Source organism: Cellulomonas fimi ATCC 484, from assembly GCF_000212695.1.
Taxonomy (GTDB): Bacteria; Actinomycetota; Actinomycetes; order Actinomycetales; family Cellulomonadaceae; genus Cellulomonas; species Cellulomonas fimi.
Map to the genome: position 1 here is coordinate 4,099,947 of NC_015514.1, position 14,961 is coordinate 4,114,907.

Annotated in this window: 14 protein-coding genes; 3 read left to right on the forward strand and 11 right to left on the reverse strand. The window is 73.9% G+C overall.

Going from position 1 to position 14,961, the window contains the following annotated elements; translation table 11 throughout:
• Positions 1 to 4: 4 nt before the first annotated feature.
• The gene (merA, locus tag CELF_RS18505; protein WP_013772793.1) at positions 5 to 1,396 is read left to right on the forward strand and encodes a mercury(II) reductase; all 1,392 of its coding nucleotides are present in this window, start codon (positions 5 to 7) and stop codon (positions 1,394 to 1,396) included.
• 316 nt (positions 1,397 to 1,712) lie between these two features.
• On the opposite strand, the gene CELF_RS18510 is transcribed toward merA, so the two are convergent.
• The 8 genes from CELF_RS18510 to CELF_RS18545 all read right to left on the reverse strand — a co-directional run bounded on the left by CELF_RS18510 (position 1,713) and on the right by CELF_RS18545 (position 11,396).
• A complete protein-coding gene (locus CELF_RS18510; RefSeq protein ID WP_013772794.1) occupies positions 1,713 to 2,303 on the reverse strand; it encodes a recombinase family protein in 591 nt (196 codons plus the stop codon).
• A gap of 52 nt (positions 2,304 to 2,355) precedes the next feature.
• Entirely contained in the window at positions 2,356 to 3,585 is a 1,230-nt protein-coding gene (locus CELF_RS18515; protein ID WP_013772795.1) for an IS30 family transposase, read from the reverse strand.
• A 110-nt stretch (positions 3,586 to 3,695) separates the two neighbouring features.
• On the reverse strand, positions 3,696 to 4,517 hold the full coding sequence (locus CELF_RS20550) for a hypothetical protein (protein WP_126297913.1): 822 nt from the start codon (positions 4,515 to 4,517) through the stop codon (positions 3,696 to 3,698).
• Between the two features lie 558 nt (positions 4,518 to 5,075).
• A complete protein-coding gene (locus tag CELF_RS18525) occupies positions 5,076 to 6,041 on the reverse strand; it encodes a siderophore-interacting protein (RefSeq protein ID WP_013772797.1) in 966 nt (321 codons plus the stop codon).
• Between the two features lie 54 nt (positions 6,042 to 6,095).
• Entirely contained in the window at positions 6,096 to 8,222 is a 2,127-nt protein-coding gene (locus CELF_RS18530; protein WP_013772798.1) for an iron ABC transporter permease, read from the reverse strand.
• A complete protein-coding gene (locus tag CELF_RS18535) occupies positions 8,219 to 9,217 on the reverse strand; it encodes an ABC transporter substrate-binding protein (protein ID WP_013772799.1) in 999 nt (332 codons plus the stop codon). The genes CELF_RS18530 and CELF_RS18535 overlap by 4 nt, the downstream gene beginning before the upstream one ends.
• Before the next feature lie 93 nt (positions 9,218 to 9,310).
• Positions 9,311 to 10,147 carry an ABC transporter ATP-binding protein gene (locus CELF_RS18540; protein ID WP_013772800.1) on the reverse strand — a complete coding sequence of 279 codons (837 nt, stop codon included), beginning with the start codon at positions 10,145 to 10,147 and terminating at the stop codon, positions 9,311 to 9,313.
• 67 nt (positions 10,148 to 10,214) lie between these two features.
• On the reverse strand, positions 10,215 to 11,396 hold the full coding sequence (locus CELF_RS18545; protein WP_083835760.1) for a VIT1/CCC1 transporter family protein: 1,182 nt from the start codon (positions 11,394 to 11,396) through the stop codon (positions 10,215 to 10,217).
• 132 nt (positions 11,397 to 11,528) lie between these two features.
• Between CELF_RS18545 and CELF_RS18550 the strand changes: the two genes are divergently transcribed.
• Positions 11,529 to 11,948, forward strand: coding sequence for an ATP-binding protein (locus tag CELF_RS18550; RefSeq protein WP_013772802.1), 420 nt, complete (start codon positions 11,529 to 11,531; stop codon positions 11,946 to 11,948).
• 32 nt (positions 11,949 to 11,980) lie between these two features.
• Here the strand turns inward: CELF_RS18550 and CELF_RS18555 are convergent, their stop codons facing one another.
• The gene (locus tag CELF_RS18555) at positions 11,981 to 12,280 is read right to left on the reverse strand and encodes a hypothetical protein (RefSeq protein WP_041553622.1); all 300 of its coding nucleotides are present in this window, start codon (positions 12,278 to 12,280) and stop codon (positions 11,981 to 11,983) included.
• Positions 12,281 to 12,414: 134 nt separating this feature from the next.
• Between CELF_RS18555 and CELF_RS18560 the strand changes: the two genes are divergently transcribed.
• Complete coding sequence (locus tag CELF_RS18560) at positions 12,415 to 13,548, forward strand: NYN domain-containing protein (protein ID WP_013772804.1); 1,134 nt, start codon at positions 12,415 to 12,417, stop codon at positions 13,546 to 13,548.
• An 18-nt stretch (positions 13,549 to 13,566) separates the two neighbouring features.
• Here the strand turns inward: CELF_RS18560 and CELF_RS18565 are convergent, their stop codons facing one another.
• Both CELF_RS18565 and CELF_RS18570 read right to left on the reverse strand, forming a co-directional pair.
• Positions 13,567 to 13,935, reverse strand: coding sequence for a hypothetical protein (locus CELF_RS18565; protein WP_013772805.1), 369 nt, complete (start codon positions 13,933 to 13,935; stop codon positions 13,567 to 13,569).
• A 36-nt stretch (positions 13,936 to 13,971) separates the two neighbouring features.
• Positions 13,972 to 14,955, reverse strand: coding sequence for a TIGR03557 family F420-dependent LLM class oxidoreductase (locus CELF_RS18570; RefSeq protein WP_013772806.1), 984 nt, complete (start codon positions 14,953 to 14,955; stop codon positions 13,972 to 13,974).
• Positions 14,956 to 14,961: the final 6 nt, after the last annotated feature.

Consider the following 14,961-nt stretch of genomic DNA (forward strand, 5'->3'; position numbering starts at 1 on the left):
CGACATGAATGACGACTCCGGCGTAGACCTGGCCGTCGTCGGGTCGGGGGGCGCGGCGATGGCCGCGGCCATTACCGCACGGCAGGCGGGGCGCAGTGTCGTGCTGGTCGAGCGGGGCGTTCTGGGTGGGACGTGCGTGAACATCGGCTGCGTCCCGTCCAAGACGCTCCTCGCGGCGGCCGGCGCCCGACATGCGGCGCTGAACAATCCGTTCGACGGAGTTCCTACCTCGGCCGGCGCGGTGGACCTGGGCGCGTTGGTGCGCCAGAAGGACGAGCTGATCGAACGCCTGCGAGGGGCGAAGTACGCCGAGGTCGCGGCGGCCTACGGGTTCGAGGTGATCTCGGGGCAGGCGAGCTTCATCGACCGGGACACGCTCGCCGTCGACGGGCAGGCCATGCGCGCCCGGGCGTACGTCGTGGCGACCGGCTCCGAACCGGTGGTTCCCGCGCTGCCGGGTCTGGATTCGGTGGACTGGTTGACGTCGACGACAGCCATGGAGCTCGACGAGGTACCTGAGTCGCTGGTGGTGGTCGGCGGTGGCTACGTCGGCCTGGAGCAGGCGCAGCTCTTCGCCCACCTCGGAGCCAGGGTCTCCCTGGTCGGGCGCGTGGCACCCCGCGCCGAGCCGGAGCTGGCCGAGGGGCTGCGCGGGGTGTTCTCCGACGACGGCATCGTCATGCTCGAAGAGCACGCCGTCTCTGTCGCGGTGGAAGGGGATCAGGTTGTGGTGCGGGCGGCTTCGGGTGCGGCGGCCCGCGGCGCGCGGCTTCTGGTCGCCGTGGGCCGGTCGGCCAGGACCGACGGGCTGGAGCTCGCGGCCGCGGGCATCGACCTCGACGAGCGAGGTTTCATCCGCACCGATGCGCTCCAGCGCACGACCAACCCCCGCGTCTACGCCGCAGGTGACGTGTCCGGTGCCCCGCAGTACGTCTACGTCGCCGCCGCAACCGGCCGGGCCGCCGCGCGCAACGCACTCGCCGGCCCCGCAGGCCCGCCCGACGCGCAGGTCGACTACAACGGCCTGCCCGCCGTGGTCTTCACCAGCCCTCAGCTCGCCTCGGCCGGGATGACCGAGGAAGAAGCGCTCGAGCAGGGCTACGCCTGCGCGTGCCGGGTGCTGGACCTCTCCGACGTTCCGCGGGCCCTGGTCAACCGCGACACCCGAGGGGTGGTCAAGGTAGTCGCCGACGCCACCACGGGTCGCGCCCTAGGTGTGCACGCCCTAGCCGACGGCGCAGGAGAGATCATGCTCGCCGCCACCTACGCCATCCGGGCCGGCATGAGCGTCGACGACGTCGCCGACACCTGGGCGCCCTACCTGACGATGGCCGAGAGCCTGCGCATCGCCGCCGGACTGTTCCGCAACGAGATGCCGACCTCCTGCTGCGCTTGACCCGCCAACCATCGACGCCGTCGTCGCCGATGAGCCACCCTGGGCCATGACATCCCCAGCAAACCAACCTCCCGCCGCTAGCAGGACCTGCGGCTGTTGCGGCCGGGTGCGGCCACACGCCGCCGAGCTCGGCAGCACACCCGGGGTGTACATCTGCGCCGGCTGCGCGCTCTGGGCCGCACGCCGCTCACTCGCGAGCCGTTTCACGGGCCGCTCGAGCGGCTGAGATCGCGAGCCAGGCGCGCAGGTCTACGGGAGCACGCTCGACCCCCGGCCCGCGTTCCACTCCCGCTCGCTGGCGAGCGATGTCTGCTGGTCAAACGCTGTTCGTGGGATCACCGGCGCGCTGGATGGCGCGGTAGACGGTCGCGCGCGACACACCGAACAGCTCGGCAATCTCGGCCGAGGTGTGGCGGCCGCCGCGGTGCAGGTCGACCAAGTGGCGCTCCTGAGCGCCGGAGAGCTTCGGGGCACGCCCACGCAGCCGCCCCTTGGTGCGGGCAACAGCCATACCCTCCCGGGTGCGGCTGCGGATTAGGTCCCCTTCGAACTCGGCGACCATCGCCAGCACGTTGAGCAGCAACCGCCCGACGGGGTCGGCCGGGTCATGGACGCTGGCGCCGATCTGCAGGCGGACACCGGCGCCGGTCAACTCATCGACGATGTCGCGCGCGTCTCGGATGGAGCGGGCGAGACGGTCCAGCTTGGTCACGACGAGGGTGTCCCCGGCGCGGGTCGCAGCGATCGCTTCGCGGAGTCCGGGCCGAGCCCGGTTGGTACCGGTCATGCCCTGGTCGACGTAGACCCGGCTCGGCTCGACGCCCAGCGCTCGGAGCGCGAGCTGCTGGGCGGTCAGGTCCTGCCCTGCGGTCGAGCAGCGGGCGTAGCCGACGAGGATGGCGGTCATGCGTGCAGTGTCGCAGTTGAGCGACCTCAACCGGGCACATTCGCGGGCGGGTCTAATGAGACGCTGCCACGTGCTCAGCGGATGAAGGTGGGTGGATCGCGGAGTGCGTCTCGCTGGTCGATCCCTCACTGAGACGGTCAGCGAGGTAGCGATCCCTGATGAGGCGCTGGTAGCGGTCGGTCGCGCTGTCCCAGCCCAGGACGCGACGCGGCCGGTCGTTGATGCGCATCGCGATGGCGTCGAGGTCGTGCTGGGTCAGGGACCGCAGGTCCGCGCTCTTGCCCAGGTACTGCCGCAGCAGCCGGTTGGTGTTCTCGTTGGTGCCGCGCTGCCACGGGCTGCGCGGGTCGCAGAAGTACACAGCCGCCCCAGAGGCGGCCGTCAGCTCCTGGTGCTCGGCCATCTCTCGGCCGCGGTCCCAGGTCAGCGACAGCCGCATCCAGGCCGGGATCTGCGCGAGCTCGGAGGTGAGCTGCTCTCGGACGTGCTCTGACCGGTACCCCTCGGGTAGTCGCACCAGTCGCAGGTAGCGGGTCTGGCGCTCGACCAGGGTCGCGACCGCGCTCGGCCGGCGGCCCATCACCAGGTCTCCTTCCCAGTGCCCGGCCACGGCTCGCGTGGCGACGTCGTCGGGGCGGGCATGGATCGACGTCATGTTCCGCAGGCGCCCGCGCCCGTCGGGGCGGCGCGCCGACCGCGGCTGGCGCATCGGCCGGCCCGTGCGTAGATGCCTGTGCGGCCGGTCGCCGAGCTCCCGGCGAGCCGCGGTGTAGAGCGTCCGGTAGATCGTCTCGTGGCTGACCCGCTGTGCCGGGTCCGGGCGTGAGCGGGCCAACCAGGCCGCGATCTGCTGCGGGGACCAGTCGAGCTCAAGCCGAGCTCGAACCGCCTGCGCGAGCTCAGGGTCCAGCGCGAGCTTCGTCGTCTGCGGTCGCCGACCCCGCACGAGCGCGGCGGTCTCCGCATCGACAGCGCGGTAGGCGGCTCGCCCGCCGTTCCGAGTGACCTCGCGGGAGATGGTCGAGGCGGATCGGCCGAGATCCGCCGCGATCTCGCGACACGACCGGCCCGCCGCGAGCCCACGCGAGATCGCTTCACGGTCCTGCGCGCTCAACCGCAGCGGAGCCCGCCGGCGGGGCGCTGGACGGATGCCGCCGTGAGCCACCAGCACTCGACGGACTGTCTCTCGGGGTGCGCCGGTCGCCCGCACGATCGAACGCAGCGACTCCCCGGCGCGCCATCCCGCCCACACCCGATCCTCGACCGACTCCACCAGCGCCACCGCTCAACCTCCCGCACGAATCCTTCCGTGTGGTGCGTTGACGGGTTGAGACCGCCACCGTTTGCGGTTGCGCAGCCGACTCGGCCGGCGGCTGCCCCAGTTCGAAGCTGCTACGGCCGTGGCGTCGGCACCGATCGCGTGTCCGGCTCGTCCCGTACCGAAGCGTCGTCGGCGTCGCGCGCCTCCGGCCAGACGACGTTGCTGATGTTGCCCTGCTCGTCGAGGCGCACTGTCGGCGGCGAAGATAGCCGACGTTCTCGGGCTGCCAAGACGACTGCCGCCCGGCGACTCCACTCCTCGTGAGCTGTGAGGCGGCCGTAACTCCACCGTGTCCAGTCCTGCCGCACGGCCGGGTCCCCGCTCAGGCGCTCCGTGCGCGGCGGCGATGCATCTGCGATGGCCTCGCGACGTGCCTCAGCTGCCAGGAGAGCGTGCACAAACTCCTCGAGCTGCTCCGAAGGAATCGCTTCGTCCTCGGCCAGCGCCGCCTGTCGCATCTCGACCCACGCTCGAAGGTCGTTGAAGCGGATCTGCATGCGACGGTAGTCCTTTGCCGCGCGGCGGTGGGCTTCGGTGTTGCGAGCCGGGTCGAGAGCAACGTTGGCGGCCGCCGACACCGCAGTCACGACCGCCAGCGCCTGGGTCCAGCCATCGGACCAGGTGACCGTGCTCAGGGCCGACAGGCCTGCGGCGACTGCCGTAGCGAGTCGCAGAGTCGTGCCACCTGCGGACCACCACCAAGTCCGCGAGGAGTTCCACGTCGCCTCTACGTAGCAGTCCCACGCCCCAGTCGCGGCTCGACTCCTGACCTCCTCAGCACTGGTGGGAACGATCGGCTGATCGCGCTCAGGTGGAGCACTGGAAGAGTGCGGCGGCATCGTCGGCATGCCTGGCGACGCAGCGGCCTGACCGGAGCCGAGCAGGGTACTCATGCGAACCACCTCCCCGTGTGCAGAGCGCCGGGCCGGCCGTGCAACGCCTGCGCATCCCAACAGGGATGAGTAGCGCCTGCCTCGTTGTGATACCTCTCCCAGCGATGCCACGGAGCCACCTCGCGACGGGGAGGGCGGCACCGATGCGCGCACGGCGCCTGAACAGATCTCCGTCGATGGGGCGTCGATCGCGAGAAAGCTCGACGAGCTGCGAGCGGTCCCGGGAGGCCCACCTGAGCCTCGACCGCAGAGCGCCCGCCCGTCGTCAGACCGACGATCGGACACGCCTTCGACTCACGACGGGCGCGTCACTCGACCGGGTGCTTTGCGCGATGCGGCGCACGACGCTCCCGCGGGTGCGCGCCGTGATGAGCATCTGACCGACTGTGCTCGGGGTGCCGCCGGCCCGCTGCTCGAACGACGTCAAGGATGCGCATCGGCTCCCGGCCGGCGCATTCGCGATCGCCTGATCCGGGCAGGCTCGACGTGGAGGCATGCGACGGTGACGATCGTGGGCACGCCTGACCGTGAGGAGGCACCCTCGCGGCGGGTCCGCGGTCAGTTCGCCTCGCAGCGGCCCTCGCGCCAGTAGCCCATGAACGCGACGGCCTTGCGGTCCACGCCGCACTCGGCGACGAGGTGGCGGCGCAGCGTCTTGATGACGGCGGCCTCGCCCGCGAGCCAGGCGTACAGGTGAGCCTCCTCGGCGAGGGGGGCGCCGGTCGCCCAGTCGACGGGCACCTCCCACAGGATGCCCTCGTCGACGTCGACGTCCTCGAGGACCACGTCGGGGGCGGGAGCCTGGCCGGGCAGCATGCGGGCGGCGGCGGCCTGGACGGCCGGGACGAGGAGCGAGCCGTGCGGGTTCTCCCCGCGGCCGTACCAGCGGACGGTGACGCCCGCGGGGGCGGTCAGGTCGAGGCGGTCCTCCGGGTGAGGCATCTCGATGATGGCCTCGCCACGCGCGTCGGCGGGCAGGCGCTCGAGGATGCCGGCGATGGCGGGCAGCGCGGTCTCGTCGCCGGCGATGAGGAGGCGGTCGGTGCGGGCCGGGGGCACGAAGTCGACGCCGCCGTGCGGGCCGACGGCGTCGGCGTTGGGGCCGAGGATGACGAGCTCGTCGCCGGGGGCGGCGCTGCCGGCCCAGCGGGAAGCGGGTCCGAGGTCGCCGTGCAGGACGACGTCGACGTCGAGCTCGCGGCGGTGCTGGCGGACGGCACGCGCGGTGTAGGTGCGGACGGTGTGGCGACGCTCGTCGGGCAGGGCGCGCCAGCGGCCGTACCAGTCGGCGGAGCCGTCGAGGGAGAGCAGCTCGTCGTAGCCGGCGTCACGCAGCGGCAGGAAGAACTTGATGCGCTGGTCGAACCCGTTGTCCGCGAAGCGGTCCAGGTCGTCGCCGGTGAAGGTCAGGCGCAGGACGCTCGGGCACAGGCGCTGCACGTCCGCGACCTGCACGGCGAACATGCGGAACGGCAGGGCCTCGGTGGCGGTCGCGAGCGCGTCCGTCGTCGTGGTCGTCGTCACGTGCGTCAGCCTACGGGAAGGTGAGGCTTGCCTAAACCCCTGTCCACGTCACACTCACGCGGAGCGGCGCGTGCGCCACAGGAGCCAGACGAAGTACGGCGCGCCGATGAGCGCCGTGACGAGGCCCGCGGGGATCTGCGCGGGCGCGATGACGGTCCGCCCGACGGTGTCCGCGAGGCTCAGGACGACGGCTCCGAGCAGCGCGGCGACGGGCACGACGCGGGCGTGCGACGAGCCGACGAGCGCGCGGGCGAGGTGCGGCGCGACGAGGCCGACGAAGCCGACGACGCCGACGGCCGACACGGCCGACGCGGTGAGCAGGGCGGTGACGACGAGCAGCCCGAACCGCGTGCGCTCCAGCGCGACGCCCAGCACGCGCGGCACGTCGTCGTCGAGCGCGAGCACGTCGAGGTCGCGACGCCACCGCAGCAGCAGCGGCACGAGGACGACGAGCGCGATGCCGACCGGCCAGACCTGCGCGGCCGTGCGCCCGTACGTCGAGCCGGACAGGAACGTGAGCGCCATGGTCGTGTTCCACGGGCTGGTGAGCACGACGAGCAGCGTGATGACGGACGTCGCCGCCGCGGACACCCCGATGCCGACGAGCACCAGCCGGTCGGAGCTGAGCCCGCGCCGCGACGAGAGGCCGTAGACGAGCGAGAACGTGAGCACCGCGCCGAGCACGGCACCGACGGACACCGTCCACACCGACGCGCCCGGCACGAGCGCCGTCGCGACGACTGCACCCACCCCGGCCCCGCCGGTGATGCCGAGGAGCCCCGGCTCGGCGAGCGGGTTGCGCGCCACGGCCTGCACCGACGTGCCGGCGAGCCCGAGCGCCGCCCCCGCGAGCAGGGCCGCGAGGACGCGCGGCACCCGCTGGTCCAGCACGAACGTGACCTGCCGGCCGCTCACCCCGGAGAGCCAGTTGAGCACGTCGCCCGTGAGCAGCAGGCGGTCGCCCAGCAGCAGGCCGGCGACGAGCAGCGCGACGACGAGCGCCGTCAGCACGCCGAGCACGGTCGCGACGCGGGCGTGCGACGCGGTGCGGGCACCGACGGACGCGGTCACGCGCACCGGCCCCGAGGCGCGCAGGCGGCGCGCGAGCCACACCATGAGCGCGGCCCCGAGCAGCGTCGTCACGACCCCGGTCGGCACCATGACGCCCGTGCGCGCGGGCACGGCGAGGCGGATCAGCACGTCCGCGGCCAGCACGACGGCACAGCCGGCGAGCGCCGCGAACGGCAGCAGCAGCCGGTGCCGGTGCAGGCCCGGCACGCGGGACGCGACGAGGCGCGCGATCACCGGCGCGGACAGGCCGACGAAGCCGACGGGCCCGGCGACGCTCACCGCGAGCGCGGCGAGCAGCACCGCGAGCAGCACGGCGACGAGCCGCGTGCGGCGCACGTCGAGCCCGAGCACGGACGCGGTGTCGTCGCCGAGCGCGAGCAGGTCCAGACGGCGGGCCCAGACGACCGCGACGACGATCGCGACGAGGACGACGGGTGCAGCCTGGGCCACCTTCTGCGACCCGGACTGCACGATCGTGCCCTCGCCCCACGCGAACATCCCCTGCGTCTCCTCCTCGAAGAGGATCATCAGCAGGTACGTCACGGAGGACAGCGCGAGCATCGTCGCGGACCCGGCGAGGACGAGGCGCGACGGCCCGCTCGCGCCGCCGCGGGAGATCGCGAGCACGAACGACGCGGCCGCGAGCCCGCCGAGGAACGTCAGCGCGCCGTTCAGCGCGAACGGCAGCGACAGGCCGAGGACGCTCGCGACGACGACGGTCACGTAGGCGCCCGCGTTGACCGCGAGCGTGTCGGGGGAGGCCAGCGGGTTGCGCGCCACGGACTGCAGCACGCCCCCGGACACCCCGAGCGCGGCCCCGACGAGCAGGCCGGCGAGCACCCGCGGGGCACGCGACGCGACGAGCACCGCGAGGGCCTCGTCGTCGCCGGAGCCCGTCAGCAGGCGCAGCAGGTCGGCCACCCCCACGTCGGAGGTGCCCAGCGTGAGGTCGACCAGCGCCAGCACGGCGACCAGCACCGCACCGGCGACGAACACGCCCACCAGGAGCGCGCGCTGCGCGACCGAGCGGGGGGCGGCCGTGACCGTCCCCCCGCCCGGCCGGGCGGGTGCGCCGGGGGCGTCGACCTGCTCGTCGAGACCGAGGCTCACTTCGTCAGCGCGTCCACCGTCGCGTCGATCCAGGCCTCACCCGCGGCCGGACCGCCGAACATCCAGATGCCGTCGGGCAGGCGGTGCACGTCGCCCGCCGTCACGAAGGGGAGCTGCTGCCAGATCGCGTTGCCGGACAGGCCCTCGGTGAAGGCGTCGCCGCCCTCGGTGTCGTTCGCGACGTAGAGGAAGTGCACGTCCTCGCCGAGGTTCGTCAGACCCTCGACGTCGGTCGTCGCCAGGCCGTAGTCGGGGTCGCCCTCGCCCGTCCAGGCGTTCTCCAGGCCGAGCAGGGCCGCGACGCCCCCGAGGTACGAGCCCTCGGTGTACATGCGGACCGAGACGGCACCGTCGGACAGCCAGCCGTCCGCCATGGTGAAGCGCGCACCGGCGAGCCCGGCCTCGTCGAGCTCGGCCTTGGCGTCCTCGACCGCCGCGTCGAAGTCGGCGAGCGCCTTCTCGCTCGCGTCCGACGTGCCGGTCGCCTCGCCGAGCACCTCGACCGTGCGGCGCATGTGCCCGATCGGGTCGCTCGCGTCGGAGCCGCGCAGCGCGATCACCGGGACCTGCTCCTCGATCTGCGCGATGACCTCCTCCGGGAGGTCCGTGGTGGTCACGACGAGGTCGGCGTCGAGCGCGGCGATCGCGTCGAGGCTCGGCTCGCCGCGCATGCCGACGTCGGCGACCGACGCGTCGAGCGGCACGACCGTGTCCCACGTGTTGTAGCCCGCGACGTCGGCCTGGCCGACGGGGGTGACGCCGAGCGTCAGGAGGTTCTCGGTCAGGCCCCACTCGAGCGAGACGACGTCGGTCGCGGGGGCGTCGAGCGTGACCTCCTCGCCGCGGTCGTCGGTGATCGTGACCGGGCCGCCCGCGACGTCGGCGGAGGTGCTGGGCTCGGCGGCGCCGGCCTCCTCGGTCGTGCCGCAGGCGGCGAGCAGGAGGGCGGCGGTGCCCGCCAGGGCGGCGGCGGGCAGGGCGCGCAGGTTTCGCATGGGGTTCCTCGTCGGTGGTGGTGGCTGCTCCGCGGGGGGCGGAGCGGGTGTGCGGGCGGTGCGGGTTCGGGGACGCTCGGCTCGGTGCGCGCCTCAGACGGCGGCGAGCGTGCGGGTGCGCCGGGTGTGCCGGCCGACGGGGCGCGTGTGCACGCGGCCGTGCTCGTCGACGGTCACGTCGATGCGGATGCCGTAGGTCTCGGTGAGCGCGTCGGCGGTGAGCACCTCGTGCGGCAGGCCCGCGCCGACGACCTCGCCGCGGCGCAGCAGCACCACGTGGTCGGCGACGGCGGCGGCCTGGTCGAGGTCGTGCAGGACGACGCCGACGGCGACGCCGTGGTCGTCGGCGAGGTCGCGCACGAGGTCGAGGATCTCGACCTGGTAGCGCAGGTCGAGGTACGTCGTGGGCTCGTCGAGCAGCAGGACGCGCGTGTCCTGCGCGAGGCAGGTCGCGAGCCAGACACGCTGGAGCTCGCCGCCGGACAGCTCGTCGACGGGCCGCTCGGCCATGGCGGTGGTGCCGGTGACGTCCATCGCCCACGCGATCGCGCGCGGGCCGTCGGGGTCGGACTGCCGCCAGCGACCGCGGTGCGGGTGGCGGCCGTAGCCGACGACGTCGCGCACGCAGACGCCCGACGGCGTGGGCCGCGACTGGGACAGCAGCGTGACGCGGCGGGCGAACTCGGACGCCGAGAGCGTGCGGGTGTCGGGCACGTCGGGCAGCGCGACGGTGCCGGCCTCGGGCTTGTGCAGCCGGGCGAGCGCGCGCAGGACGGTGGACTTGCCGGAGCCGTTGGGTCCGATCAGCGCGGTGACCTCGCCGGGCAGCAGGCGCAGGCCGGCACGCTCGACCACGACGGTGCCGTGGTAGGCCAGGCGCAGGTCCTCGCCGCGGAGCGCGGGGGCGTCGGACGGTGTCGTCGAGGGCACGAAGCGAAGGTTAGCCTCGACTAAGTAAGGTTTGCCAAACCTGGCTCACCTGGTGGGCGGACGAGCGTCACGCCACCGACGTGCCGAACGCGAGCCCGAGCCCGTACGTCACCGCTGCCGCGCCGAACCCGATCCCGAGCTGCCGCAGCGCCCGCAACCCCGGCGACGCCCCCGACAGCACCCCGACCGTCGCACCCGTGCCCAGCAGCGCGAGCCCGACCAGGGCCGCCGCCCACGCGACCGCCACGAGCCCCTCGCCGCCCAGCAGGTACGGCAGCACCGGGATCGCGGCGCCCGACGAGAAGAAGCAGAAGCTCGCCAGCGCCGCACCCCAGGCCGTGCCGACGGCCTCGTGCTCGTCGACCTCGACGACCGCGTCCTCGTCACCCTCGCCCGCAGCGACCGCGAGCGCCTGCCGCGCCGCCGCCGACGTCCCCGAGCCGGCCGCCCGCGCACCCCCGGGCCCGAACGACTCCAGCACCCGGGTGGCGCGCGCCTGCGCCTCGTCGGCCTCCAGGCCACGCGCGCGGTAGACGAGGGCCAGCTCGTTCGCGTCGACGTCGAGGTGCGGCAGCGCCGCGGCCGCGTCCGGACCCGGCCGGGACGCCTCCAGCAGCTCGCGCTGCGAGCGCACCGACACGTACTCCCCCGCACCCATCGACAGCGCCCCCGCGAGCAGACCCGCGAGCCCGGTCAGCAGCACCGTGGCCTGCGACGCGCCGCTCGCCCCGATGCCCAGCACGAGCGCGAGGTTGCTCACCAGGCCGTCGTTCGCGCCGAACACCGCAGCGCGGAACGTGCCCGACATCCGGTTGCGACCGCGCGTCGCCAGACCCCGCACGACCTCCTCGTGGATGCGCTCGTCCGCCGCCATCCGGGCCGTCGCGTCGACGTCGTCCGCGTAGTCCGACCGGGACTCCGCACGCTGCGCGAGCGCCAGGACGAAGACCGACCCGAACCGCCGCGCGAGCCAGCCGAGCACCCGCGTGCGCAGGTCCCCCGGCAGCGGACGGCCCACCTGGTCGCCCAGCAGGTCGAGCCAGTGCTGCTCGTGCCGGCGCTCCGCCTCCGCGAGCGCCAGCAGGATCGCGCGCTCCTCACCCGTCCGGCGCGCCGCCAGGTCCCGGTACACCGCGGCCTCGGCCCGCTCGTCCGCGAGGTAGCGGCGCCACCTGCGGACCTGCCGCGTCGACGGCGCCCTGGGCGCGTTAGCGGCCGGTCCTGCGGGATGATGCGGCACGGCGACCATGCTCACACGCGCACCGGCCGCCCGTGCGTCCGGGGGTCGAGTTCGAGTTGCCGAATCACCGGATGTGCACGACCGTGGCGGAGTTCCCACTGCTCGCCGCCCCCGACCAGTGCTCAGCAGGAGGCCCCGCCCATGCGTGCCGAGACGTCCCTCGCCCCCGCGTTGTCCGCGGTCGCGCCGGCGCGCCGCTGGGCGCGTGAGCGGCTCGTCGAGGCCGGCGTCGAGCCCGCCCGGCTCGAGGTCCTCGTGCTGCTGGTCAGCGAGCTCGTCACCAACGCGGTCGCCCACGCCGACCCGCCCGTCGTGCTGCGCGTCGACGTCGACGACGAGCGCACGCGCGTCGAGGTCACCGACGGGGCGCGCGACGAGCCCGTGCTGCGCGACCCCCCGCCCACCGCGCTCGGCGGCCGCGGGGTCATGTTCGTCGACCGGCTCTCGACCCGCTGGGGCACCTGCGCCGACGAGGACGGCGTCGCCGTCAAGGCCGTCTGGTTCGAGCTGCGGCACGACCACGTCCCGGCCGACCTCGCCCGCTTCACGCCGCAGGGCTGACCGCCGCACCGCCCGGCCAGGGTCCGCATCCGTCAGGCGCGGGTCTGCACCGGGTACCAGCGGGCCCCGAAGCGGCGCGTGACCGAGCGGCCGTCGATCTCCGCGCGCTCGTCCAGGTGGTGCAGCACCGCCCAGCCCGCACGCCGGGCCGTCGCGTCGTCGTCCGCCTGGAACCGCACCGTCACGCGGGCACGGCCACGCACCACGTCGACGTCCGACGACTCGACGGTCACCGTCTCGCGCGCGAACGCCACCGCCGACGGCAGCAGGTCCGGCGCCGCCGTGCCCGGGCGCAGCGCACCCACGAACGCGCGCACACGGTAGGACGGCACGTCAGCGCACCCCGTCCACGACCACCGCCACACCGTAGCCGCCGGCCGCGCACGACCCGCCACGGCCGCGGCTCGGCCGCACCACGGCCGGGCACCGGCAGCGACGACCACGGCGCAGGGGCGAGGATGGGCGCATGCCGGAGTCCACCACCGCCCGCGTCGCCGTCTACATCGACTTCGACAACATCGTCATCTCGCGCTACGACCAGACCTTCCGCCGCGGGGAGTGGCAGCGCGACAGCGCGCGGCAGCACCGCATGGACGCCGCGTCCGACGACCTCGTCGACCGGCGTCTCGCGGAGGCACGCGTCGACGTCGGGGCGATCCTCGACTACGCGTCGTCGTTCGGGTCCGTCGTCGTCAGCCGCGCCTACGCCGACTGGTCCGTGCCCGCCAACGCGGGCTACCAGCGCCAGCTCGTCGACCGCGCGGTCGACCTCACGCAGCTGTTCCCCGTCACCGCGGGCGTCAAGAACGGTGCCGACATCCGGCTGTCCGTCGACGTCGTCGAGGACCTGTTCCGCCTCCCCGACGTGACGCACGTCGTCGTCGTGGCGGGCGACTCCGACTACATCGCGCTCGCGCAGCGCGCCAAGCGGCTCGGGCGGTACGTCGTCGGGATCGGTGTCGCAGGCGCCACCTCGCGCGCGCTCATGGCCGCGTGCGACGAGTTCGCCGACTACGACGACCTGCTCGACACGGCCGCCGGCGGCGAGGACGAGCCGGACGACGAGCCCGAACCTGCCCCGGCGCGTCCGGCGCGGTCCGTCGTGCGCGGGGACGTCGACGAGCCGGCACCGGACCCGGCCGCCGCACCGCGGTCGGGCCGCTCCCGGCGCGCCCAGGCACCCGCGGGCTCGCCGGTGAGCGGGACCGACGCGGACGGCACCGCGGCGTCCGCGGCCTCGGGTGCCCTGACCGGGGCCACGGCGGACGCAGCCCGGGTCGGGGAGAGCGGCGGGGCGGCCGACGTCGACGCCGCGGGCGACGGCGACCGCGGCCCCGCGCGCAGCGGCAAGGCCGCGCACCGGGCCGCGACGCAGCTCCTCATGCGCGCGATGCGGCTCGTGCGCACCAAGAAGCCCGACGACGAGTGGGTGTCGTTCGGCGAGCTGAAGAACCAGATGACGCGCATGGACCCGGCGTTCAGCGAGCGCTCGCTCGGCTACAAGACGTTCGGGGACTTCGTCGCGGACCGCCCGAGCATCGTCGAGAACGACAAGGGCAACGGCAACCAGCCGCGCGTCCGCCTCCGCCCCGGCTACTGACGTCGCGTCGGGCGGCCGTCAGTCGTCGGACCAGGGCGGGGTGTCGTCGAGCTTGGCGTAGTACTTGGCCAGGTGGCTCTTCACGCGGTCGCGGTCCTTGTCCGGCAGGTCGACGCCGCCGCGGGAGCCCTGCATGACGGCGGCCGCGGCGAACACGGCGCGCGGCACGGCCCGCAGCCGACCGTCGACCACGTCGGCGATGAGCAGCTTGTACGACGTGAAGTTCTCCTTGGCGTCGGCGTCGTACCAGACGTGCGCGTCGCGGTACTTCTCGTTGGGCTCGTCCTGCGCCTTCGCCCAGGCGCGCACGCGCTTCTCGGCGGCGTCGCCGTCCCACGCGCGGTCACGGTCGGCGAGGGGGAGGTCCTGGAACGCGGGCACGGCCATGGTGGTGCTCCTCTCTCGGGGGTCACGGGCGACGGATCAGGACGGTGCGGCGGCGCGGAGCTTCTCCAGCAGGGGGCCGGCGGCCTTCTCGAGGAACTCGTCCTGCGCCTCGTCGCCGACCTGCACGATCGCGACGTCGGTGAACCCGGCCTCCCAGTAGGCGCGCACGGACTCGACGAACGCGTCGAGGTCGGGCCCGCACGCGATCTGGTCGGCGACGTCCTGCGGGCGCACGAACTGGCTGGCGGCGTCGAACGCCTCGGTCGTCGGCAGGTCGGCGTTGACCTTCCACCCGCCGGCGAACCAGCGGAACTGCTCGTGCGCACGCTCGACGGCCCGCTCCTCCGACGGGTCCCAGCTGATGGGCACCTGCCCGATCTTGCGGGACAGCGGGGCGCCCGCGGGGCGCGCGGCGTCCCACGACGCGACGAGGTCACCGTCGGGCTCGACCGCGACGAGGTGGTCGGCCAGCGGCGCGAATCGCTGCACGGACTGGTCGCCGGACACCGCGACGCCGATCTCCACGGGCTCGTCGGGCACGTCCCAGACCTTCGCGGAGTCCACGCGGAAGTACTGGCCGTCGTAGGTGGTCCGCTCGCCGGACAGGAGCTCGCGGACGATCTCGACGGCCTCCTCGAGCATGTCGTGCCGCTCCCCGACCGCCGGCCAGCGCTCGCCGACCACGTGCTCGTTGAGGTTCTCCCCGGCGCCGAGGTTGAGCGTGAACCGGCCGTCGCTCAGCACCCCGAGCGTCGCGGCCTTCTGCGCGACGACGGCCGGGTGGTAGCGCAGGATCGGGCACGTCACGTACGTCATGAGCTCGACGCGGCTCGTCGCCTGCGCGACGGCACCGAGCATCGACCACGCGTACCCGGAGTGGCCCTGCGCGTCGAGCCACGGGAAGTAGTGGTCGCTCGACACCTCGAAGTCGAACCCCAGCTCCTCCGCGGCGGCGGCGTACCGGACGAGGTCCTTCGGGCCGGACTGCTCGGTCATGAGGGTGTAGCCGAACCGTGTCATGCTCCG

Coding starts and splice junctions, on each gene's coding strand:
- merA (WP_013772793.1), top strand. CDS start 5: ATGAATGACGACTCCGGCGTAGACCTGGCCGTCGTCGGGTCGGGGGGC.
- CELF_RS18510 (WP_013772794.1), bottom strand. CDS start 2,303: ATGACCGCCATCCTCGTCGGCTACGCCCGCTGCTCGACCGCAGGGCAG.
- CELF_RS20550 (WP_126297913.1), bottom strand. CDS start 4,517: ATGAGTACCCTGCTCGGCTCCGGTCAGGCCGCTGCGTCGCCAGGCATG.
- CELF_RS18535 (WP_013772799.1), bottom strand. CDS start 9,217: ATGCGAAACCTGCGCGCCCTGCCCGCCGCCGCCCTGGCGGGCACCGCC.
- CELF_RS18545 (WP_083835760.1), bottom strand. CDS start 11,396: ATGGTCGCCGTGCCGCATCATCCCGCAGGACCGGCCGCTAACGCGCCC.
- CELF_RS18550 (WP_013772802.1), top strand. CDS start 11,529: ATGCGTGCCGAGACGTCCCTCGCCCCCGCGTTGTCCGCGGTCGCGCCG.
- CELF_RS18560 (WP_013772804.1), top strand. CDS start 12,415: ATGCCGGAGTCCACCACCGCCCGCGTCGCCGTCTACATCGACTTCGAC.
- CELF_RS18565 (WP_013772805.1), bottom strand. CDS start 13,935: ATGGCCGTGCCCGCGTTCCAGGACCTCCCCCTCGCCGACCGTGACCGC.
- CELF_RS18570 (WP_013772806.1), bottom strand. CDS start 14,955: ATGACACGGTTCGGCTACACCCTCATGACCGAGCAGTCCGGCCCGAAG.